General features: G+C 78.2%; 20 protein-coding genes. 10 read left to right on the forward strand and 10 right to left on the reverse strand.

The genetic code is table 11. From position 1 onward, the window contains the following. Window positions 1-64 precede the first annotated feature (64 nt). Both Q0848_RS00835 and Q0848_RS00840 read left to right on the forward strand, forming a co-directional pair. The gene (locus tag Q0848_RS00835) at window positions 65-1,492 is read left to right on the forward strand and encodes a S1C family serine protease (RefSeq protein WP_299033447.1); all 1,428 of its coding nucleotides are present in this window, start codon (window positions 65-67) and stop codon (window positions 1,490-1,492) included. A 189-nt stretch (window positions 1,493-1,681) separates the two neighbouring features. Then, a complete protein-coding gene (locus tag Q0848_RS00840; protein ID WP_299033449.1) occupies window positions 1,682-2,140 on the forward strand; it encodes a Sec-independent protein translocase TatB in 459 nt (152 codons plus the stop codon). 147 nt (window positions 2,141-2,287) lie between these two features. Here the strand turns inward: Q0848_RS00840 and Q0848_RS00845 are convergent, their stop codons facing one another. The 3 genes from Q0848_RS00845 to Q0848_RS00855 all read right to left on the reverse strand — a co-directional run bounded on the left by Q0848_RS00845 (window position 2,288) and on the right by Q0848_RS00855 (window position 5,398). Beyond that, window positions 2,288-3,433, reverse strand: a complete 1,146-nt coding sequence (locus tag Q0848_RS00845; protein ID WP_299033452.1) for an Mrp/NBP35 family ATP-binding protein — start codon at window positions 3,431-3,433, stop codon at window positions 2,288-2,290. Further along, the gene (locus Q0848_RS00850; RefSeq protein ID WP_299033454.1) at window positions 3,430-4,023 is read right to left on the reverse strand and encodes a DUF1003 domain-containing protein; all 594 of its coding nucleotides are present in this window, start codon (window positions 4,021-4,023) and stop codon (window positions 3,430-3,432) included. Before Q0848_RS00850 ends, Q0848_RS00845 begins: the two co-directional genes overlap by 4 nt. A gap of 85 nt (window positions 4,024-4,108) precedes the next feature. Beyond that, window positions 4,109-5,398 carry a magnesium transporter MgtE N-terminal domain-containing protein gene (locus tag Q0848_RS00855; protein WP_299033456.1) on the reverse strand — a complete coding sequence of 430 codons (1,290 nt, stop codon included), beginning with the start codon at window positions 5,396-5,398 and terminating at the stop codon, window positions 4,109-4,111. Window positions 5,399-5,521: 123 nt separating this feature from the next. Between Q0848_RS00855 and Q0848_RS00860 the strand changes: the two genes are divergently transcribed. The 3 genes from Q0848_RS00860 to Q0848_RS00870 all read left to right on the forward strand — a co-directional run bounded on the left by Q0848_RS00860 (window position 5,522) and on the right by Q0848_RS00870 (window position 8,209). Next, on the forward strand, window positions 5,522-6,133 hold the full coding sequence (locus tag Q0848_RS00860) for a Dps family protein (protein ID WP_299033460.1): 612 nt from the start codon (window positions 5,522-5,524) through the stop codon (window positions 6,131-6,133). Window positions 6,134-6,260: 127 nt separating this feature from the next. Beyond that, a complete protein-coding gene (locus Q0848_RS00865; RefSeq protein WP_299033463.1) occupies window positions 6,261-7,379 on the forward strand; it encodes a lysylphosphatidylglycerol synthase transmembrane domain-containing protein in 1,119 nt (372 codons plus the stop codon). A gap of 128 nt (window positions 7,380-7,507) precedes the next feature. Next, the gene (locus Q0848_RS00870) at window positions 7,508-8,209 is read left to right on the forward strand and encodes a general stress protein (protein WP_299033465.1); all 702 of its coding nucleotides are present in this window, start codon (window positions 7,508-7,510) and stop codon (window positions 8,207-8,209) included. Window positions 8,210-8,372: 163 nt separating this feature from the next. Here Q0848_RS00870 and Q0848_RS00875 read toward each other — a convergent pair whose 3' ends face one another. Further along, on the reverse strand, window positions 8,373-10,073 hold the full coding sequence (locus Q0848_RS00875; RefSeq protein WP_299033468.1) for an aminopeptidase P family protein: 1,701 nt from the start codon (window positions 10,071-10,073) through the stop codon (window positions 8,373-8,375). A 96-nt stretch (window positions 10,074-10,169) separates the two neighbouring features. Here Q0848_RS00875 and Q0848_RS00880 point away from each other — a divergent pair, with 96 nt between their 5' ends. Both Q0848_RS00880 and Q0848_RS00885 read left to right on the forward strand, forming a co-directional pair. Continuing rightward, on the forward strand, window positions 10,170-11,450 hold the full coding sequence (locus tag Q0848_RS00880) for a DUF2332 domain-containing protein (RefSeq protein ID WP_299033471.1): 1,281 nt from the start codon (window positions 10,170-10,172) through the stop codon (window positions 11,448-11,450). 79 nt (window positions 11,451-11,529) lie between these two features. Then, window positions 11,530-12,372, forward strand: coding sequence for a PHP domain-containing protein (locus Q0848_RS00885; RefSeq protein WP_366146342.1), 843 nt, complete (start codon window positions 11,530-11,532; stop codon window positions 12,370-12,372). Between the two features lie 43 nt (window positions 12,373-12,415). On the opposite strand, the gene Q0848_RS00890 is transcribed toward Q0848_RS00885, so the two are convergent. From Q0848_RS00890 to Q0848_RS00915, 6 genes are all read right to left on the reverse strand, one after another. Next, window positions 12,416-13,339, reverse strand: coding sequence for an oxygenase MpaB family protein (locus Q0848_RS00890; protein WP_299033474.1), 924 nt, complete (start codon window positions 13,337-13,339; stop codon window positions 12,416-12,418). After that, window positions 13,336-13,746, reverse strand: a complete 411-nt coding sequence (locus Q0848_RS00895; RefSeq protein WP_299033476.1) for an ATP-binding protein — start codon at window positions 13,744-13,746, stop codon at window positions 13,336-13,338. Before Q0848_RS00895 ends, Q0848_RS00890 begins: the two co-directional genes overlap by 4 nt. Before the next feature lie 70 nt (window positions 13,747-13,816). After that, complete coding sequence (locus Q0848_RS00900) at window positions 13,817-15,808, reverse strand: DEAD/DEAH box helicase (protein ID WP_299033479.1); 1,992 nt, start codon at window positions 15,806-15,808, stop codon at window positions 13,817-13,819. A 261-nt stretch (window positions 15,809-16,069) separates the two neighbouring features. Continuing rightward, entirely contained in the window at window positions 16,070-16,342 is a 273-nt protein-coding gene (locus Q0848_RS00905) for a GlsB/YeaQ/YmgE family stress response membrane protein (RefSeq protein WP_299033482.1), read from the reverse strand. Window positions 16,343-16,509: 167 nt separating this feature from the next. Further along, complete coding sequence (locus Q0848_RS00910) at window positions 16,510-16,734, reverse strand: DUF3107 domain-containing protein (protein ID WP_299033484.1); 225 nt, start codon at window positions 16,732-16,734, stop codon at window positions 16,510-16,512. 153 nt (window positions 16,735-16,887) lie between these two features. Next, window positions 16,888-17,589: a TetR/AcrR family transcriptional regulator gene (locus Q0848_RS00915; protein WP_299033487.1), complete on the reverse strand. Its 702-nt coding sequence runs from the start codon at window positions 17,587-17,589 to the stop codon at window positions 16,888-16,890. 110 nt (window positions 17,590-17,699) lie between these two features. Between Q0848_RS00915 and Q0848_RS00920 the strand changes: the two genes are divergently transcribed. The 3 genes from Q0848_RS00920 to Q0848_RS00930 are packed head-to-tail and all read left to right on the forward strand — an operon-like array spanning window position 17,700 to window position 20,106. Beyond that, window positions 17,700-18,521, forward strand: a complete 822-nt coding sequence (locus Q0848_RS00920; protein ID WP_299033490.1) for a DUF3152 domain-containing protein — start codon at window positions 17,700-17,702, stop codon at window positions 18,519-18,521. After that, window positions 18,518-19,738: a ThiF family adenylyltransferase gene (locus Q0848_RS00925; protein WP_299033492.1), complete on the forward strand. Its 1,221-nt coding sequence runs from the start codon at window positions 18,518-18,520 to the stop codon at window positions 19,736-19,738. The genes Q0848_RS00920 and Q0848_RS00925 overlap by 4 nt, the downstream gene beginning before the upstream one ends. Further along, window positions 19,735-20,106: an MGMT family protein gene (locus Q0848_RS00930; protein ID WP_299033494.1), complete on the forward strand. Its 372-nt coding sequence runs from the start codon at window positions 19,735-19,737 to the stop codon at window positions 20,104-20,106. The genes Q0848_RS00925 and Q0848_RS00930 overlap by 4 nt, the downstream gene beginning before the upstream one ends. The last annotated feature ends 84 nt before the right edge of the window (window positions 20,107-20,190 follow it).

Here is a 20,190-nt window from a genome sequence, read left to right on the forward strand (position 1 = left end):
CCCCGCCGGGCGAGGATGGCTCGTCCAGCCACCGAGCGGCCGCGCCGCACGAGGAGGAGCACCCATGAGCGTCCCGGGCCCCGCGCCGCGCGGCGACGACGCCGCGCCGAGCCGCGACCACCCGGCGCCGGGCGCCGACGAGAGCCAGCTCGGCCGGGAGCCCTCCCCCTGGGCGCCGCGAGAGGACCCGGGGGTCCCCTCCTCGGCGGACCCGGGTCACCGCGCCGACGCCGGGGCTGGGGCGTGGAGGGGCGCCGGCGGCCCGACCGGCTCGGCGCCCGGCTCCGAAGACCCCCCCGGTGCCCCGGGGGGCGAGCCCGCCCCGGGGCCCCTGCTGGGGCACTCCGGGCCGGGGTTCCCGGAGGGTGCGCCCGCGCCGCTGCTCGGGCGCGCGCGCGAGCCGCGGCGCCGGTGGCGCTCGGCGCGCGCGCTGGCGCTCGTGGCCTCCTGCCTGCTCGTCGGCCTGCTCGGCGGCGTGGCGGGGCAGCGCCTCGCCGGCCCGGCCGGGACGACCGTCTCCGTCGTCGACCGCTCGGGCGGGGGCGCGGCGCAGCCCGCCGACGGCTCGGTCACCCAGGTCGCCGACGCGGTGCTGCCGAGCACCGTGTCGGTCGAGATCAGCTCGAGCGAGGGATCGGGCAACGGGTCGGGCTTCGTGCTGTCCGAGGACGGGTACGTGGTCACGAACAACCACGTCATCGCGCCGGCCGTCGAGGCGGCGGGGCGCATCCGCGTGCTCCTGTCCGACGGCACGCGGGAGCCCGCGACGGTCGTGGGACGCACCGCCGACTACGACCTCGCGGTGCTGCGCATCGACCGCACCGGTCTGGTCCCGCTCGCCTTCGCCGACACCTCCGCCGTCCGCGTGGGCGACCCCGTCGTGGCGGTGGGCGCGCCGCTCGGGCTGGCCAGCACGGTCACCAGCGGCATCGTCAGCGCGCTCAACCGCCCCGTCGTGGCCGGTCCCAGCCAGGGCGAGCAGGGCTTCATCAACGCCGTGCAGACGGACGCCGCGATCAACCCGGGCAACTCCGGGGGCCCGCTCGTCGACCTCACCGGCGCCGTGGTCGGCGTCAACTCGGCCATCGCCCAGACGGCCGCGCTCGGAGCGGGCGGCAGCATCGGCCTGGGCTTCGCGATCCCGGCGGACCAGGTGGTGCGCACGACCACCGAGCTCATCGAGGACGGCGTCGCCACCTACCCCGTCATCGGCGTCTCCCTGGACTCCACCTACGAGGGCCAGGGCGTGCGCGTGGCGCAGGGGTCGAGCCCGGCCGGCGCACCCGTCGTCGCCGGCGGCCCGGCGGACCTCGCCGGCGTCGAGCCCGGCGACGTCATCACGGCGATCGACGACCAGCTCGTCACCGCCCCGGACGAGCTCATCGTCGCCATCCGCGCCCGCACGCCGGGCGAGGAGGTGGTGCTCACGGTGCGCCGGGGGCGCGAGGCCGTCGAGATCCCCGTCGAGCTCGGGAGCGAGCCGAGCGACTGACGCGGCGGGGCGGCGCGGACGACGCCGCGCTGCGGGAGTCGTCGACGACGTGGCCGTGACGGCGGACGGCGCCCGGCGGGTGGCCGTGCGGCGTCCGGCGGTCGACGGCCCGGTGACGCCCGCGGGGCGCGTCCGCCCCGCGGCGACGGGTGCGCACGAGCGGAGCGCACGCCGTCGTAGGCTGCGGCCGTGTCCTTCCCCAACGGTGGCGAGCTGCTCGTGCTGCTCGTCATCGTCCTCGTGGTCGTGGGTCCCGAGCGGCTGCCGCGGTACTCCCAGCAGCTCGCCGACCTCGTCCGCGGCGGCGTGCGCTACGCCAAGGGCGCCCGGGACAGCCTCAAGGAGGAGATGGGCCCGGAGTTCGACGACATCGACTGGCAGAAGCTCGACCCGCGCCAGTACGACCCGCGTCGCATCGTCCGCGACGCGCTCACCGACGTGTGGGACGACCCGCCCGCCAAGCCCCGCAGCCCGGGAGCCCCGCGATCGCTGGCCGCGCCCGCGGCGGGTGGGGGGGGCGCCGCGGTCGCGGCCGCAGCGGCGACCGGCGGGTCGAGCCCGGCGCGCCCGCCCGTCCCGAGCCCGCGCGGCGGCGCCGAGCCCAGGGTGACGCCCGACCGCACGCCCTTCGACGACGAGGCCACCTAGCCCGGCACCCGACGCGCGCCACGACGAGGTGGGCCCTCCCGGTGCCGGAGCGCCGCGACGTGCGGCGCCAGCGGCGCGGGCCCCGGCTCCGCCGGTGGTCGGCTGGCCCGGCCCGCGACGCGCTCTGGCCGGCGCGGCGCGGTGCGCTCAGCCCGCGACGCGCTGGGCGGGGGAGCGCACGGGCGTGATCCCGAGCGGGCGCCCGGCGAGGCCGCGGGGCTTCGACAGCGCCCGGGCCACCTCCCGCAGCGCCACCGCCGCCGGCGCCTCGGGGTCCGAGAGCACGAGCGGGACGCCGGCGTCGCCGCCCTCGCGGACGCGCACGTCGAGCGGCACGCGGCCGAGCAGGCCCACGGGGACGCGCAGCAGGTCCTCGAGCCGCCCGGCCACGGCCTCGCCGCCGCCGCTGCCGAAGACCTCGACGCGCGAGCCGTCGGGCATCTCCATCCAGCTCATGTTCTCCACGACGCCGGCGACGGACTGCTTGGTCTGGTGCGCCACGGCGCCGGCGCGCTCGGCCACCTCGGCCGCCGCGGCCTGCGGGGTGGTCACCACGAGGAGCTCCGCCCCGGGCAGGAGCTGCGCGACGCTGATGGCGATGTCACCGGTGCCCGGCGGCAGGTCGAGCAGCAGGACGTCGAGGTCGCCCCAGTGCACGTCGGTGAGGAACTGCTCGAGCGTGCGGTGGAGCATCGGGCCGCGCCACACCACGGGCGCGTTCCCCTGGGTGAACATCCCGATGGAGACGATCTTCACGCCGTGCGCCACGGGCGGGATGATCATGTCGTCCACGCGCGTGGGGGCGTGCTCGACGCCGAGCATGCGGGGCACCGAGAAGCCGTGGACGTCGGCGTCCAGGACGCCGACGCGCAGCCCGTCCGCGGCCATCGCCGCGGCGAGGTTGACGGTGACGCTGGACTTGCCGACGCCGCCCTTGCCCGAGGCGACGGCGACGACGCGCGTCAGCGACCCGGGCTGGGTGAAGGGCACCTCGCGGGCGGGGCGCCCGCCGCGCAGCACGTCCTTGAGCGCGGCGCGCTGGTCGTCGTCCATGACCCCGAGCTCGACCCGCACGGAGGCGACGCCCTCGACGGCGGAGACCTCGCGCGTGACCTCGCGGGTGAGCTGCTCGCGCATCGGGCAGCCCGCGGTGGTGAGGGAGACCTCGACCGCCACGTCGGGACCGTCGAGGGACACCGAGCGCACCATGCCGAGGTCGGTGATGGGGCGGCGGATCTCGGGGTCGAGCACGCGGCCCAGGGCCTCGCGCACGAGCGTCTCGGAGGGGCTCATGCCCCCAGGGTAGGTGTGCCGGGACGGCTCTCCGGACGCCCGTCCGAGCGGCCCTGGCGGCCCCGGCCGCGCCCGCGCTCGCCGTCCTCGCGCCCGCCGTCGAGCTCCTCGACGAAGCCCCGCAGCTCGCTGCGCAGGAAGTCCCGGGTCGCGACGTCGCGCATGGCGATGCGCAGCGCCGCCACCTCGCGCGCGAGGTACTCGGTGTCGGCGAGGTTCCGCTCGGCGCGCTGGCGGTCCTGCTCCAGGGAGACGCGGTCGCGGTCGTCCTGGCGGTTCTGCGCCAGGAGGATCAGCGGCGCCGCGTAGGAGGCCTGCAGCGAGAGCATCAGGGTGAGGAAGAGGAAGGCGTACGGGTCGAAGCGCACGCTCGCCGGGGCGAGGGTGTTCCACAAGACCCACAGGACGATGAAGCACGACATGTAGATGAGGAAGCGCGGCGTGCCCATGAAGCGGGCGAAGGCCTCCGAGAGCCGGCCGAAGGTCTCGGGGTCGATGCTCGGGCGGGGCAGGAACCGTCGCCTCGTCTCCTGGGGGCTGTCGAGCCCCGGCTCCCGCCGGCGCGTCCCGCTCTGGTCCCGTGCTGCCATCTCGTCCCTCCTCCTGCGTCCAGGTGCCGTCGTGGCTCCTGCTCGGTCCGCGCCGTCCGCCTCCCGCCCGCTCGGGCGGCACCCCTCAGCGCCGCGCCGCGCCGCCCCGCCCCAGCTCGGCGTCGTCCTGCTCCCGCCAGTCCTCGGGGAGGATGTGGTCGAGGACGTCGTCCACCGTCACGACCCCCAGCAGGCGCCCGGCGGGGTCGGTGACGGGGACCGACACGAGGTTGTAGACGGCGAGGCGCCGCGCCACCACGCCGAGCGGGGCGTCGGGGGAGAGGCCGTCCACGTCCGTGTCGAGGATGGAGCCGATCCGCTCGTGGGGCGCCACCCGCAGCATGGCCTGGATGTGCACGACGCCCAGGTAGCGACCCGTCGGGGTCTCCAGCGGGGGGCGGCAGACGTAGACCGACGCCGCCTCGGCGACGGACAGGTCGCTGCTGCGCACCAGGGCCAGCGCCTCCGCCACCGACGCCTCCGGCGCCATGAGCACCGGCTCGGGCGTCATGAGGCCGCCCGCGGTCTCCTCGTCGTAGGCGAGCAGCCGGCGCACGTCGGCGGCGTCGTCGGGCTCCATGAGCTGCAGGAGCGTCTCCTTGGCGTCCTCCGGCAGCTCGCCGAGGACGTCGGCGGCGTCGTCGGCGTCCATCGCCTCCAGGACGTCGGCCGCGCGCTCGCGGGCGAGCCCGGTGACCACCTCGACGCGGTCGTCCTCGCCCAGCTCGGCGAGGACGTCCGCCAGCCGCTCGTCGTCGAGCTCGGCGGCCAGCTCGAGGCGGCGGCGCCCCGAGAGGTCGTGGAGCGCCTCGGCGATGTCGGCGGGCTTCATGTCCTCGAAGGTCGCGATGAGCAGGCTCGCGCCCTGGGCCGCGGCCGGCGTCCCGAGCAGGTTCCCGACCTCGTCGACGGGGACGAGCAGCGTCTCGCCCCGCCGGCCCCGCAGCCGGGAGCCGAGCCCGCCGGGGGTGCCGCGGCGGACGAAGACACGGGTGACCTCGAGGTCGCGGGGGCCGGGGCGCTCGAGGGCGAGGTCCTCCACCGTGGCGGCGCCGGAGCCGTCGAGGAGCTCCACCTGGCGCTCCAGCACCTCGGCCAGCAGGAGCACCTCGGTGCTGCGCTGCTCGAAGCGGCGCATGTTCACCAGGCCCGTGGTGATGACCTGGCCGGCGTCCATGGCCGTGACCCTCGTCATGGGCACGAAGACGCGGCGGCGGCCGGGGACCTCCACCACGAGCCCGACGACGCGCAGGCGCCGCCCGTCGCCGCGCAGCACGCTGACGACGTCGCGCACGCGCCCGACCTGGTCGCCCATGGGGTCGAAGACGGGGAGCCCGGCCAGCCGCGCGGCGAAGATCCGGGACGGGCTGCTCACGGGCGCAGCGTAGCGGCGACGTCGCGCGCCCCCGGCCCGCGCGGGCGGCGCCCTCCGCGCCCGCCCGGCCGCGCAGGTCCCGCGCGGGTGCGAGGGCGGTCGGCCGGTCGTAGCGTCGCGGGCATGACCTACAGCGAGACCTCCAAGGACCCCTCGACCGCCCTCGACGGCGCCCCGAAGATCGAGTACACGATCCCGGGCATGGACGCCGACGCCGGGGCGCAGGTCGTGAAGAACCTGCAGGAGCGGCTCATCGCCCTCACCGACCTGCACCTGACCCTCAAGCACGTGCACTGGAACGTCATCGGGCCGAACTTCATCGGCGTGCACGAGATGCTCGACCCGCAGGTCGACGCCGTCCGCGAGATGGCGGACGCCGTGGCCGAGCGCATCGCCGCCATGGGCGGCAGCCCGGTGGGCACGCCGGGGCACCTCGTCGCCCAGCGCAAGTGGGACGACTACTCCATCGGCCGCGCGGGCACGATCGAGCACCTCGGCGCGCTCGACCTCGTCTACCAGGGCGTCATCGCCGACTACCGCGAGGCCATCGAGTCCGCGGGCGACCTCGACCCGGTCACCGAGGACCTGCTCATCGACCACTCGGGCGACCTCGAGCAGTTCCACTGGTTCGTGCGCGCGCACCTGGAGAACGCCGGCGGCCAGATCTCGACGGCCGGCGCCACCAGCGAGAAGCAGGCCGCGCAGCAGGCGGGGGACGAGCGCTTCGGCGAGTGACCTCGCGCTGACCGCTCACCGCGGGGGGCCGTCCGGACCGGACGGCCCCCCGCGGTGCGTCCGGGCGGGCGGGGCCGCCGCCCGCCGTAGGCTCGTGGGTCCACGGCACCGCGGGGAGGAGGACTCCATGGCCGTCCCTCCGGAGGCCGACCTGACCCGCCCTCCCCACCGGTCCGACGTCCCCGGGGACGCCGCGGCCCGGCCCGACCGGTCCCCCACGGGCTCCTCCGGCGCCGCGCGGCCCGCCGCCCCCGGGGCCTCGCCGGCGGCCCGCGAGCGGGGCGCCGACGACGCCGCGCAGCCCTCGTCGACGATCCGGCGCTGGGGGCTCCTGGGCGCCCTGGCCGGGGCCGGGCTCGGCGTCCTCGCGCTCGTGCTCGTGGTCCGCCAGCTCGGCAGCGCCGACCCGGTGGAGGTGCTGCGCCAGGCCTCCCCGGGGTGGCTGGTGCTGACGGTCCTCACCGCGCTGGTCCCCTTCGCGGGCGCCACGACGACGGTCGTGGCCTTCTCGCCCGTGCCCCTGCGGCGGCTGCCGACGGCGGCCGTGCAGGTGGCCGGGACCTTCCTCAGCCTGCTCGGCCCCGCGGGCCTCGGGGGCATGGCCCTGAACGTCCGCTACCTGTACCGGCGGGGAGCGCCGACCCCGGCGGCCGTCGCGGCGGTGGTGGCCATCCAGGTCGTCTCGGTGGTCGTGACCGCGGCGGTGCTCGGCGTCGCCGTGCTCACCTCGGGGCGCATGGCCCAGGGCGTCCGGCTCCTGCCCGACGCGGTGACGCTGGTCACGGTGTGCTCGGTCGTCGTGGCGGCGCTCGCGGTGCTGGCGGTGCCGCGCGTGCGCGCCTGGGTCGTGGGGCGCCTGCGAGAGCCGGTGGGCCGCGCCGTCGCCGTGCTCCGCGACCTCGTCCGCCGGCCCGCCCGCCTGGCCGCGGGGGTGGCGGGCAGCTGCCTCGTCACCGGTGGCTTCCTCGCGGCGCTGGCCGCCAGCCTGCACGCCTACGACGCGTCGGTGCCGCTCCTGGAGCTGGCGGTCGTCCTGTTCGCCGGCACGGCCGTCGGCAGCGTCTTCCCCACCCCGGGCGGGGCGGGGGCCATCGAGACGGCCATCGCCGGCGGGCTGGTCGCCGTGGGGGTCGACCCGGTGCCGGCGGTGCTGGCGGCGGTCACCTACCGGATCGCCACGCTGTGGCTGTGGGTGCTCCCGGGGTGGGTGCTCGCGGTGCTGCTGCGGCGCGCCGGCCACATCTGACCCCGGCGCCTGCGCGGCCCGGGTCGTCCGGTCCAGGAGGCGCCGCCGCCGCTGCGAGTCGGCTGGGAGTGCGCGCGCCGGCCGGTCCTCGGGTGGTGCCCCCCGGGGGGACGCCGGATGATCACGGCATGGCCAGCTCCTTCACCTCCCCCCGCGACCGCCGCCAGGGCATGCCCACGGCGCCGACCGGCGAGGAGGTCGCGTCCTACGACACCTACGCCGCAGCGCAGGCGGCGGTGGACTTCCTCTCCGACGAGCAGTTCCCCGTCCAGCACGTGACGATCGTCGGCACGGACCTGCGGATGGTCGAGCGCGTGCTCGGCCGCCTCACCTACGGGCGAGTGGCGGGGGCCGGGCTGGCCTCGGGCGCCTGGATCGGGCTGCTCATCGGCCTCATCCTCGTGCTGCTGACGCCGCCCGAGGCGGGGCTGCTGGCCATCCTCCCGGCGGTGCTCATCGGTGCCGCCTTCGGCCTGATCCTCAGCCTCGTGAGCTACGCGGCCACCCGGGGCCGGCGCGACTTCACCTCCGTGAGCCAGATCGTGGCCTCCCGCTACGCGCTGTTCTGCACGCAGGAGCAGATGGGCGCCGCCCGCGAGGTGCTCGGCCGCGACGCCGACGCCGCTCGCGGCCTCGGCCGCCCGGGCTGGGGCGGTGCCGCGCAGCCGGCGCGGGTCCAGGCGCCGCAGTCGCCGGCACCCGGTGCCGGCGCCTCCGAGGGGACCGCCTCGGCGCCCGTCGCCAGCGGCCCCACGTACAGCGAGATGGTCGCCCGCCAGCGCGAGGAGGAGCGGGTCCGCGCCGAGGGCGAGGACCAGCAGCCGCGCTGACGCGGCGGGCGTCGTCGCAGACGCCGCACATCCGGCACAGCGGCCCGCGGATCCTCCAGGATCCGCGGGCCGTTCTGCTGCGCCGGGCCGTCCTGCTGCGCCGGTGGCCGGTGGCCGGTGGCCCGGGCCCGGGGGAGCCGCCCGGGCCCGGGGAGGAGCGGGCTCATCCGCGCAGCGACGCCATCCACGCCTCGACCGCGTCGGGGGTGCGCGGCAGCATCCCGGAGAGGTTCTCGCAGCCGTCGGCGGTCACCAGCACGTCGTCCTCGATGCGCACGCCGATGCCGCGCAGCTCGGCCGGCACCAGCTCGTCGTCGCCCTTGAAGTACAGGCCCGGCTCGATGGTGAAGACCATGCCCGGCTCGAGCACGGCGTCCAGGTACATCTCGCGGCGCGCCTGGGCGCAGTCGTGGACGTCGAGGCCCAGGTGGTGGGAGGTGCCGTGCACCATCCACCGGCGGTGCTGGCCGCCGTCCTCGGACAGGGCCTCCTCGGCGCTGACGGCCAGCAGGCCCCACTCCTCCAGGCGCGCGGCGATGACGCGCATGGCGGCCTCGTGGAGGTCGCGGAAGCGCGAGCCCGGCCGGACGACGGCGAACGAGGCGTCCGCGGCGTCGAGCACGGCCTGGTAGACGCGGCGCTGGGCGTCGGTGAAGCGGCCGTCGACGGGCAGGGTCCGGGTGACGTCGGCGGTGTAGAGGCTGTCGAGCTCGACGCCGGCGTCGACCAGCACCAGCTGGCCGCCCCGCACCGGGCCGTCGTTGCGGGTCCAGTGCAGCGTGCAGGCGTGCTCGCCCGCCGCGGCGATCGTCTCGTACCCGACGCCGTTGCCGTCCTCGCGCGCCCGGGCGGCGAAGGCGCCCTCGACGACCCGCTCGCCGCGGACGTGCTCGAGCGCCCGGGGGAGGGAGCGCACGATGTCGGCGAAGCCGCGGGCGCTCGCCTCGACGGCCAGGCGCATCTGCTCGACCTCGTGCGCGTCCTTGACGAGCCGGAGCTCGGAGAGCGCCACCACGAGCTCGTCGTCCGCGACGGCGGACGCGTCCGCGTCGGCCCCGGCGCCGGCCCGCAGCGACGCCACGCGCGCCGTGAGCGCGGGGTCGGCGTCCGGCACGACGCGCAGGGGCGCGTCCCCGGCGCCGAGGAGGTCCTCGAGGTCGGCGATGTCGCGGCAGACGAGCCCGAGCTCGGCCTCCGCGTCGGCCAGCGAGGGGCGGGCGCCGACCCAGAACTCCCCGTAGCGGGCGTCGGCGAAGAACTCCTCCGACGTGCGGGGGGTGCGCGGGCGGAACAGCAGGACGGCCTCGTGGCCCCTGTCCGCGCCGTCGCCGCTGCCGTCGCCCGCGGGCCGCGGGTCGAGCACGAGGACGGCGTCGGGCTCGCGCTCGCCGCCGAGCCCGGTCAGGTGCGCGAAGGCGCTGTGCGCGCGGAACCGGTAGTCGGTGTCGTTGGAGCGGGTCTTCAGGGGGCCGGCCGGCAGCACCAGCCGCTCGCCGGGGAACAGGCGCGAGACCTCGGCGCGACGCGCGGCGGCGAAGGGGGCGGAGGCGGCGAGCGCCGGGGCGGTCTCGTCCGCGGGCGACCAGCCCGACGCCATCAGCTCGCGGAAGGCGGCCGAGGTGGGGCGCTGGCGGTGGCTGCGCGCCGCCTGGCGGTCGGCGACGCCGGCGTCCGGCGCCTGGGGGTCGGGCTGGTCGCCGTCGGGGTGCTGGACCGGCGAGAGGGCGGAGCCGGAGCCGGGGACCTCGGTCGCGTGCTCGACGTCGCCGGGCTGGACGCCGCCGGGCTGGGACGGGGTCTCGACGGCGTCCTCGTGGGGGGCGGTGTCGGTGCGGGTGGTGGCCGGCGTCGTCGGCGTCGTCATGGCGCCAGGATGCCACCGCGGGCGGGAGCGGGGCGGGACGGCGGGTGGGAGGGTGCCCGCCCGCCCTCCGGCGGACCGAGCGAGGGAGAGGTGCCCGTGGGCGGTGGCAGCGGCAGCGGTGGGGGCGGTCGGGCCGGCGGGGCTCGGCGCGGCAGCGCCCGGGGGCCGGGCGTGGTCGTCGAGCACCTGCGGCGGCAGGGGGCGATGTGCCGGGAGCTCGGGGCTCCCTTCACCGCGGCCCTGTGCGAGGCCGCGGCCGACGACGCGGCGCGCGGAGGTCCGGTGGCCGAGGTGCTGCGCGGGCGCGACGCGGAGCCCGGGCCCTCGGCGCTCGCGCTGCGGCTGGTGGGGGCGCTCGGCCGGCTCGTCTCGTCCGGCGCGGCACCCGAGCTCGCGCGCGCCTACCCCGGTGACGCCCGTCCCGACGGCGCGCCGGGCCCCTGGCCGGGGGACCCGGCGCGCGCCGCGGCGCTGCTGCCGGGCGTCGTCCGGGCGTCCGCGGACGTCCTGCGCGCCGACCTCGGGACGGCGCCGCAGACCAACGAGGTCGGGCGCGCCGCGGCGCTGTGGGGAGGGCTGCTGCGGCTGCTCGCCGAGGGGGCGGGCGACGGCGTGCGCGCCGCGGACGGGGCCGTCCCGGTGCACCTGCACGACGTCGGGGCCTCGGCCGGTCTGCTCCTGCAGGCCGACCGGATGCGGATGACGGCGCAGGACGGCGGCGCCTGGGGCCCGCCGTCCTCACCGGTGGTCCTGGAGGGCGCCTGGGACGTCTCGCCGTGGCTCCTCGAGGACGCGCCGGGCGGCGCGGAGGGCGGGCGCAACGCGGGTCAGGGACCTCCCGCGGTGCGGGTCGTCGGGCGGGAGGGCGTCGACGTCGCCCCGCTGGACCCGCTCGACCCCGCGGACGCGCGCCGGCTGCTCTCCTTCGTCTGGCCGGAGCAGCGCCGGCGCGTCCACCGCCTCCAGGGGGCCCTGGCCCTCGCGCGCGCCCACCCCGTCGCGGTGCGGCGGGCGGGGGCGGCGGAGCTGGCCCGCGGCCTCGAGCTGCGCGAGGGCGTCGTCACGGTGGTGTGGCAGTCGGTCGTGCGGCAGTACGTCCCCGAGGCCGAGCGCTCGGAGGCCGAGGCGGCGCTCGACGCGCTCGGCCGGCGGGCCTCGCCCGAGCGGCCGCTCGTGCGCCTGGCGCTCGAGCCGCGCCGGCTCCCCGGCGAGGACCGGCACCGCTTCGTCGTGGAGGCCCGGGTGCACGGCGGACCCGCCGGGGCGCGGGCCGGCGCGCCCGGGAGGGGAGGCCTCCGGCTGATCGGCGAGGCGGAGCCCCACGGCGTCCCCGTCACGTGGGGGACGCCGCCGCCGGCGTCCGGGCGCGGCGCCTGAGCCCGGACCGGCGGGCGGGGCGCACCCGTCCGGGGCCGTCCGTGCGGGGGCAGCGGGGCGCGGCACCTACGCTGGGGGCGTGATGATCGACCTCCACGCGCACTCCAGCGCGTCGGACGGGACGCAGTCACCGGCGCAGGTGGTGGCCTCCGCCTCCGCGGCGGGGATCGACGTGGTGGCCCTCACCGACCACGACACGACGTCGGGATGGGACGAGGCCGTCGCCGCCGCGACGAGCACGGGCACGGCGCTCGTGCGGGGTACCGAGATCTCCTGCCACGCCGGCGGCGCCAGCGTCCACCTGCTCTCCTACCTGCACGACCCCGCGTCGCCCGCCCTGCGCGCCGAGCTGGACCGCTCCCGCGGCTCGCGGCTGCGACGGGCGCGGCTGATGGTCGACCGCATCGGCGCCGACCACCCGCTGACCTGGGACGACGTGCTCGAGCAGGTGGACGGCGAGGCGACCGTGGGGCGCCCCCACCTCGCCGACGCGCTGGTGGCCAAGGGGCTCGCGCGCGACCGGGGGCACGCCTTCGCGACCATCCTGTCGACCCGCTCCCCGTACTTCGTCGGCCACGCGGCGCCGGACGCCGTGGACGCCGTCCGGCTCGTGCGGGCGGCCGGGGGCGTCCCCGTCTTCGCCCACCCGCGGGCCGTCCTGCGCGGGCGCGTCGTCCCGGACGCCGTCGTCGAGGAGATGGCCGCGGCGGGCCTCGCGGGCCTGGAGGTCCACCACCGCGACCACGACGCGACCGCCGTGCGCGAGCTGGCGGACCTCGCCGCGTCCCTGGGCCTCCTCGTGACCGGGTCGAGCGACTACCACGGCGCCGGCAAGGAGAACCGGCTCGGGGAGTTCACGACCGGTGCGGACGCCCTCGAGGTCATCGAGTCCGAGGGCGCGCTCGAGGTCGTCCGGCCCTGAGGCCGCTGCCCCCGCCCGGTCGAGCGGGGGCGGGGGCCCCGGCTCAGCGGTGGCTCGCGGAGCGGTCCTCCTGCGTCCTCTCCCGGGCGGCCTCGCCCGCGCCGGCGAGGCGCTCGCGGGCCTGGCGCAGCGACGGAGGCTCGCGCAGCACCGGCACCGCGCGCTGCAGACCGCCCACCCCGGCGCGCAGGGCGCGCAGCGCGGCGGTGGTGGCGGCGTCGGCAGCGGGCGCCAGCAGGAGGGGCCGGGGCACCCCGTGGAGGCGCAGGGCCCAGGACGGCAGGGTCGCGAGCGCCAGCCCGGCCGTCGACGCCCACAGCGGCGCCGCCGGCGTGGCCAGCGCCAGGAGCAGCGGCATCGGCGGCGCGACGACGCGGCCCACCACCTCGCGGGAGGCCGCGCTCGAGCGCAGCACCGGGCGGTAGCCCTCGAGGGCGTCCTGGAGCTCGGCGCGGCTCGAGGGCGCGTCGGCGGCCGGGACGCCGACGAGCTCGGCGGCGCGCACCTGCTCGCGCACGTACTCGTCGGCGTCCGCCGGCGTCAGCGGGGCGCCGGCGCGCTGCGCCGTGGACAGGAAGCTGTCGACGAGGCAGCAGTGGACCCACCGCAGGAGGTCGGTGTCCGAGGCGGCGTAGGACCCGCCGGTCTCGGGGTCCACGCCCCTCACCCGGCGGTGGACGCCGCGGACCCGCGCCGCGAGGGCCAGCGCCTCGTCGGTGGGCCCGAACGTCGTCGTCGCGACGAACTCCGCCGTCGTCGTCAGCCGCCCCCAGGGGTCGGCGCGGAAGCGCGAGTGCTGGTCGACCCCCGCCATGGCGAGGGGGTGCAGCGCCTGCAGGAGGAGCGCGCGCAGACCGGCGATCCCCGCGACGGGGTCCGCGTGCACGCGCCAGGTGACGCTGTCGGGGCCGAAGAGCCCCGGGTCGCCGGCCGCCTCGGCCGGGGTGGGACGGGCCGCGGGCCTCACGCGGTCCCGGGAGCGGTGGCGCGGAGCTCGAACCAGACGCACTTGACCGGGCGGCCGCCCTCGTGGCGCCGGTCGCGCAGGCGCGAGCCCCAGGCGCTGGAGAGCATCTCGACCAGCTGGAGCCCCCGGCCGCCCAGGTCCTCGAGGTCGGGGTCCTGCGGGCGGATGGGGCTCGGGCTCGCGTCGTCCACCTCGACGCGGACCACGCCGCCCGCCAGGACCTCCGCGTGCACGTGCACGGGCGGGCGGCCGTGGCGGACGGCGTTGGTGACCAGCTCGGAGGTGAGCAGGAGGGCCGTGTCCGCGGCGTCCTCGTCGAGGTGCCAGGCGAGCAGCGCCTCGCCGAGCAGGTGCCGGGCCCGGGGCACCTCGGCCGCGTCGGCGTCGAGCTCGGCGATCAGCTGCACGCCGGGATTGTGCCCTACGGGCGTCGCGTCCTCGCGAGGGGGACGTCCCGGCAGGGGCACGGCGGACCTCTCAGCTCTCGGCGGCGCGGTCGCCGCCCGAGCCGGACCGGACGCTGTCGGGCAGGGACCCGCTGGCCAGAGCCCCGCTCGGCAGGGACCGGCCGCCCTGGGCCCCGCCCGAGCGCGCCCCGCCGGACGTCGCCCCACCGGACCTCGCCCCGCGGGACTTCGCGTCGCCCGACGTCGCCTCGGTGGCCCGGGCCTCGCCGGACTGGGCCCCGCCGGACTGGGCCTCGCCGGAGCGGGCCTCGCCGGAGCGGGCCTCGCCGGAGCGGGCCTCGCCGGCCTGGGCCTCGCCGGCCTGGCCGCCACCGCGCCCGCCACGGCGGCGGCGACGGGGACGACGCCCGGCGGCGTCGCCCTCGGCGCCCTGGTCGCCGCCGTCGGTCGGCGCGCTGCCCGAGCGGGCCGGGGCCTCGTCCGCGGCCGTGGTGGTCGTCGTCGGCGCGTCACCGGTCGAGCCCTCGCCGCCGCGGCTGCGGCGTCGACGGCGCCCGGGGGCGTCGCCGTCACCCTCGGCGCGGGGCGCGCGCTCCTGGTCTCCGCTGCGGGCGCTGCCCCCCCGAGGGGCGCCGTCGCGCGAGCCGCCGTCGCGCGAGCCCCGCGCCCCGTCGCGCCCGCCGCCGCTGCGGCCGGTCTCGCCCAGGTCCTCGAGCACCTCGGCGCCCAGCCCGGCGCGGGTGCGGCGGCTGCGCGGCAGGCGTCCCGTGGTGCCCGCCGGGATGTCCAGGTCGCTGAACAGGTGCGGGGAGGTGGAGTAGGTCTCGACGGGGGCGGGGATCCCCAGGTCGAGCGTCTTGTCGATGAGGCCCCAGCGCGGCACGTCGTCCCAGTCGACGAACGTGACGGCGATGCCCTTCTGGCCCGCGCGGCCGGTGCGGCCGATGCGGTGGACGTAGGTCTTGTCGTCCTCGGGGCACTGGTAGTTCACGACGTGGGTGACGTCGGTGACGTCGATGCCGCGCGCGGCCACGTCCGTGGCGACGAGCACGTCGACCTTGCCGCTGCGGAAGGCGCGCAGGGCCTGCTCGCGGGCGCCCTGGCCGAGGTCGCCGTGCAGGGCCCCGGCGGCGAAGCCGCGCTCGGCGAGGTCGTCGGCGACCTTGGCCGCCGTGCGCTTGGTCCGGGTGAAGACGATGGACAGGCCGCGCCCCTCCGCCTGGAGCAGCCGCGCGAGGACCTCGACCTTGTCCATGGCGTGGGCCCGGTAGACGACCTGGCGGGTGGCCTTGACCGTGGCGCCGACGTCGTCGGGCTCGCTGGCCCGGATGTGCGTGGGCTGGGTCATGTAGCGGCGCGCCAGGGCGACGACCGGGCCGGGCATGGTGGCCGAGAACAGCATCGTCTGCCGGCCGGCGGGCGTCATCGCGAGGATCTTCTCGACGTCGGGCAGGAAGCCGAGGTCGAGCATCTCGTCGGCCTCGTCGAGGACGACGGTGCGGGCGTGGCCGAGGCGGAGCTTGCCCTGGTTGGCGAGGTCGAGCAGGCGGCCGGGGGTGCCGACGACGACCTCGACGCCCTTCTCGAGGGCCTCGACCTGCGGCTCGTAGGCGCGGCCGCCGTAGATGGTCAGCACGCGCACGGAGCGGCGGGCGGCGGCGGCGGTCAGGTCTCCCGAGACCTGCACGGCCAGCTCGCGGGTCGGGACGACGACCAGCGCCTGCGGCGAGCCGGGCTCGAGGAGGTCGTCCCAGCCCTCCTCGCCGGGGCCGACGGCGCGCTGGACGGCGGGGATGCCGAAGCCCAGGGTCTTGCCCGTGCCCGTCTTCGCCTGCCCGATGATGTCGTGGCCCGACAGGGCCACGGGCAGCGTCATGGCCTGGATGGGGAAGGGCCGCTCGATGCCCTTGACGGCCAGCGCGTCGGCGATGGCCTGCTGGACGCCGTGCTCGACGAACGTCGGCACGAGGGCCGGAGCGGCCTCGGGCGCGGGGGCCTCGAGGGTCTCGACGGCGATGTCGGCGACGTCCGCGGGCACGTCGGTGGTGGGGTCTGCAGTCATGGGGGAGGGCCTTCGGGTCGTCGGGCGGGGCCGCACGCGGGCCGGGCGCTCCGGGCGCACCGCACCACACGGGCCTCTCGCGCCGGGGGTGGCGGCCGATCGCTGCGACGACCGGGCGTAGGCGTGTTCGCTGCCCATGCTACCCACCGGAGCCCTCCGGGGCCGATCAGCGCCCCGGGGACCCCGGGTTCGGCGGGTCCGGACGCACGAGGAGCCGCCACCCGCGTGCGGGTGGCGGCTCCTGCCAGCGGGCTGCTGGGATCAGCGGCGGACGCTCTTGCGGCCCTGCGTGCCGGCGACGATCGAGACGCCGATGACGGCCAGGATCACCTGGATGATCAGGGTGATGAACGAGAAGCCGTCCCCGTTCGTGCCGATCGCGTTGCCGATGAATCCACCGATGAAGGCGGCCACGAGACCGATCAGGATGGTCAGCACGATGCTGATGTTCTGCTTGCCCGGCAGGACGAGTCGGGCGAGGGCCCCGACGACGAGCCCGACGATGATGGCGCTGATGATGCCGCTGACGGTCATGGCGGTGCCTCTCCGTGAGGGGGTTGTCACCTGGGACGGGCCCGGTCGGGCCCGTGGTGACGTTCCGGTGATCACACCGTCGCAGACTCGGGGGCCGTCGGCTAATCGAGGCCTCGTGCGTCACCCCGTCGATGACCTCGTCGGGGTGACGGGACCCCCGACGAGGGTCAGGACGTGCCGAAGCCCACGCGCCGGGGGCCCTCGGCACCGATCTCCACGTAGCCCAGGACGCCGGCCGGCACGACGACGCGGCGCCCGCGCTCGTCCTCGAGCTCCAGGGGCGCGGAGCCGGACACGGCCGCGTCCACGGCGCTGCGCACGTCCTCGGCGGACTGCGACGACTCCAGCACGATCTCGCGCGCCACGTTCTGCACGCCGATGCGGATCTCCACAGGTGCTCTCCTCACGTCGGGGTGGCGGGCCGCGGACTCCCGCCCGGCGCCGGGCGCCGCGGGGGGCCCGCCTCCGGCGAACCTAGCCCGGCGGCGGCGGACGACCCACCCCGGGCCGGCGGTGTTCGCCAGCGGCGCACCGGCTCGCGCGGGTCAGCGCCCCTGCCGCGGCAGGCCGCGCAGGCCGCGCCAGACCAGCGAGGAGATGAGGGCGGCGGCCTCCTCGCGCGGGACCTCCCGGCCCGCGGCCACCCACGAGCGCGCCGCCACCTGGGCGCTGCCCGCGAGCGCCACGGCGAGGACGTGGGCGCTGGCGCGGGGGAGCCCGGTGTCGGCCGCCACCACCTCGGTGATGGCGGCGGCGCAGGCGGTCTCCAGGGCGTCGAGGCGCTCGCGGACGGCGGGGTCGCTCGTGAGGTCGGACTCGAAGACCAGCCGCGCGCCGTCGTCCTCGTCGACGAAGGCGAAGTAGGCGTCGATCGTCGCGGCGACCCGCACGCGGTTGTCCTCGGTCCCGGCCAGGGCCGCGCGCACCGAGGCCTCGAGGTCGTCGCAGGAGCGGTCGACGACCGCCAGGTAGAGGTCGCGCTTGCCGGGGAAGTGGCGGTAGAGGACGGGCTTGGTGATGCCGGCGCGCTCGGCGATGGCGTCCATGCCGCTGCCGTGGTACCCCGCCCGGGAGAAGACGCGCTGCGCGGCCCGCAGCAGCTGCGCGCGGCGGTCCGCCCGGGCGAGCCGGGCGGCGGGGGGCTGCGCCGCGCCGGTGCCCGGCGCGGCGGTCCCCGGGGCCGCTGCTGCCGCGACGACCCCCTCGTCGGCCGGCTGCTCGGGGGAGGGGGACGGGAGGCGGCTCACGGCGGCCTCCTGGAGACGGGTGGGGTGCGGGGCGCGGTCGGCCGGGGCGGGCGCGACGCGGGACGGCGCGCGGGCCGCGCGGTCGGTCGCTGATCGTAGGCTCCCGTCCCGTGGTGAGCAGGAGGGTCCGCCGGCGGCGGCGCGTGCTGACCGGCGCCCTCCTCCTCGTCGCCGTCCTGGCCGTGGTGCTGGCGGTCCGCGGCGGGGACCAGCGGGCACCGGTGGCCGGGTCCGCGCCGGCGACGTCGGCGCCCGCCGCGCCCGTCCCCGTGAGCGCCCCGCCGGAGGTCGACGGCGAGGGGGACGTCGACGTGGACCCGGACCCGCCGCAGGAGGCCCCGGCCCCGCCCGTGAGCCCCGACGCGCTCGCCGGGGTGCTGCAGGCGGAGGTGCCGGGCTCGGGGATGGGTCGCCTGCTCACCGTGCCCGGGACGCGCGCGGCGGCCCCCGGCCCCGCCGGGGCGCAGACGCTGCAGGTCCGCGTCCAGGTGGAGGAGGGGCTGCCCGCCGACGGCCCCGCCGTCGCGGAGACCGTGATGGACGTCCTGCAGGACCCGCGCGGCTGGGGGCCGGACGGCTGGGCCTTCGCCCGCACCGACGACGCCGACGGCGCCGAGGAGCCCGACGTCACGGTCGTGCTGGCGAGTCCGGACCTGACGGACGAGCTCTGCGCGCCGCTGCGCACGGGCGGCGTGCTCTCGTGCCGCAACGGCGACCGCGTCGTCCTGACCTGGTACCGCTGGGTGCACGGCGCCGAGGGCTACGGGCAGGACCGGGAGGGGTACCGCCGGTACCTGGTCTCCCACGAGGTGGGGCACGTCCTCGGGCACGGGCACGACCCCTGCTCCGGACCCGGGGAGCCCGCGCCCGTGATGCTGCAGCAGACCAAGGGCCTCCAGGGCTGCACGCCCCAGCCCTGGCCGCACCCGTGAGCGCCGCTCCGGGAGCCGTGCCGCCCGGTGGGGCGGCCGGCGGGGGGCGCCTGCCGCCGCTGGTGGAGCCCGGTCCCGCGCTGACGCCGGAGCGGCGCCGCCGCGCGGCGCGCCACCTCGTGCTCGCCGAGCTCGGCGAGGAGGGCCAGCGGCGGCTCGCGGCGGCCCGGGTGCTCGTGGTGGGGGCCGGGGGACTGGGGTCCCCGGTCATCAGCTACCTCGCCGCGGCGGGGGTGGGGACGCTCGGCGTCGTGGACGACGACGTCGTCAGCACCTCGAACCTGCAGCGCCAGGTGCTGCACGGCGCCGACGACGTGGGCCGGCCCAAGACCGCCAGCGCCGCGGACGCGGTCCGCGCCCTCGACCCCGGCGTGGTCGTGGTCGAGCACGCCCGCCGCCTCGCGGACCCGGCCGAGGCCGCCGCGCTGGTGCGCGGCTACGACCTCGTCGTGGACGGGGCCGACAACTTCCCGACGCGCTACCTGGTGGCCGACGCGTGCGAGGCCGCGGGCGTGCCCGAGGTGTGGGGCTCGGTGCTGCGCTGGGACGGGCAGGTCAGCGTCTTCTGGCCGGGGCGGGGCCCGACCTACCGGGACCTGTTCCCCGCGCCGCCGCTCGCCGGCTCGGTCGCCTCGTGCCAGGAGGCCGGCGTCCTGGGCGCCGTGTGCGGCGTCGTGGGCGCGGTGATGGCCGCCGAGGCGGTGAAGCTGCTCACCGGGACGGGCAGGCCGCTCGTCGGCCGCGTCGTCGTCCTGGACTCGCTCGCGATGACCTGGCGCGAGCTGCCGGTCCGCGCGGGCGGCCGGGAGGCGGCCTCCCCCGCGGCCGGGGGCGCGGCGGCGCGCCGCGGCGACCACGGGCAGGTGGTGGCGCCGGAGCGGCCCGGGGTCTCCGAGGTCGCGCCGGAGGACCTCGACGCGCTGCTGGCCGCGGGCGCGGCCGTCGTGGACGTGCGCGGCGAGGCGGAGCGGTCCGCGGCCCCGGTGCCGGGCGGGGTCCGGGTGGACCTCCACGAGGTCCTCTCGGCGCCGGGGGAGCGCCCCGCCGCCCTGCGGCCCGGCGGGGTGCTCGCGGACCTCGACCAGGGCGCGCCCGTCGTCGTCGTGTGCGGCAGCGGCGTGCGCTCGCTGCTCGCGGCCGAGCAGCTGCAGGACGCCGGGTTCTCCTCCGTCCTGCACCTGCGGGGCGGGGTCGCGGCCTGGCTCGAGCGGGCGTGAGCGCCGGCGGGGGCGGGCGGGGCGGTCGCCGGCGCCTGCGCGGGGAGGAGTGGACCCGGGCGGTGCTGTCCCTCGTCGAGCAGGTGCCGCCCGGGCGCGTCCTCACCTACGGCGACGTCGCCGAGCTGCTCGCCAGCGGCGCCGCGCGCTCGGTCGGGCGGACCATGGCGCTGCACGGCTCCGAGGTGGCGTGGTGGCGCGTCGTGCGCGCCGACGGGACGCTCCACGACGCCCTCGTGGAGCGCGCCGCGCGCGAGCACGAGCGCGAGGGCACGCCCCGGCGGGCCGGTGGCGCCGTCGACCTCGCCCGCGCCCGCTGGGACGCCGAGGGCTGGGACGCCGAGGGCCGGGACGGCCCGCCGGCCTGACGCGCGCGCCGGGTCCGCGCGCGCGGTCGGGCGGGGCCGGGCGGTGCCGGTCTCCGGTGCCGGCCCCGGGTCCGCTCCCGGGTC

Origin of the sequence: uncultured Pseudokineococcus sp., assembly GCF_947495735.1 — a bacterium.
Lineage (GTDB): Bacteria > Actinomycetota > Actinomycetes > Actinomycetales > Quadrisphaeraceae > Pseudokineococcus.

What these genes read in the sequence shown, in the direction of transcription:
- Q0848_RS00875 (WP_299033468.1), bottom strand. Translation starts at nt 10,073, where the DNA reads ATGACGACGCCGACGACGCCGGCCACCACCCGCACCGACACCGCCCCC.
- Q0848_RS00900 (WP_299033479.1), bottom strand. Translation starts at nt 15,808, where the DNA reads ATGACTGCAGACCCCACCACCGACGTGCCCGCGGACGTCGCCGACATC.
- Q0848_RS00870 (WP_299033465.1), top strand. Translation starts at nt 7,508, where the DNA reads ATGGCCAGCTCCTTCACCTCCCCCCGCGACCGCCGCCAGGGCATGCCC.
- Q0848_RS00905 (WP_299033482.1), bottom strand. Translation starts at nt 16,342, where the DNA reads ATGACCGTCAGCGGCATCATCAGCGCCATCATCGTCGGGCTCGTCGTC.
- Q0848_RS00835 (WP_299033447.1), top strand. Translation starts at nt 65, where the DNA reads ATGAGCGTCCCGGGCCCCGCGCCGCGCGGCGACGACGCCGCGCCGAGC.
- Q0848_RS00845 (WP_299033452.1), bottom strand. Translation starts at nt 3,433, where the DNA reads ATGAGCCCCTCCGAGACGCTCGTGCGCGAGGCCCTGGGCCGCGTGCTC.
- Q0848_RS00865 (WP_299033463.1), top strand. Translation starts at nt 6,261, where the DNA reads ATGGCCGTCCCTCCGGAGGCCGACCTGACCCGCCCTCCCCACCGGTCC.
- Q0848_RS00850 (WP_299033454.1), bottom strand. Translation starts at nt 4,023, where the DNA reads ATGGCAGCACGGGACCAGAGCGGGACGCGCCGGCGGGAGCCGGGGCTC.
- Q0848_RS00860 (WP_299033460.1), top strand. Translation starts at nt 5,522, where the DNA reads ATGACCTACAGCGAGACCTCCAAGGACCCCTCGACCGCCCTCGACGGC.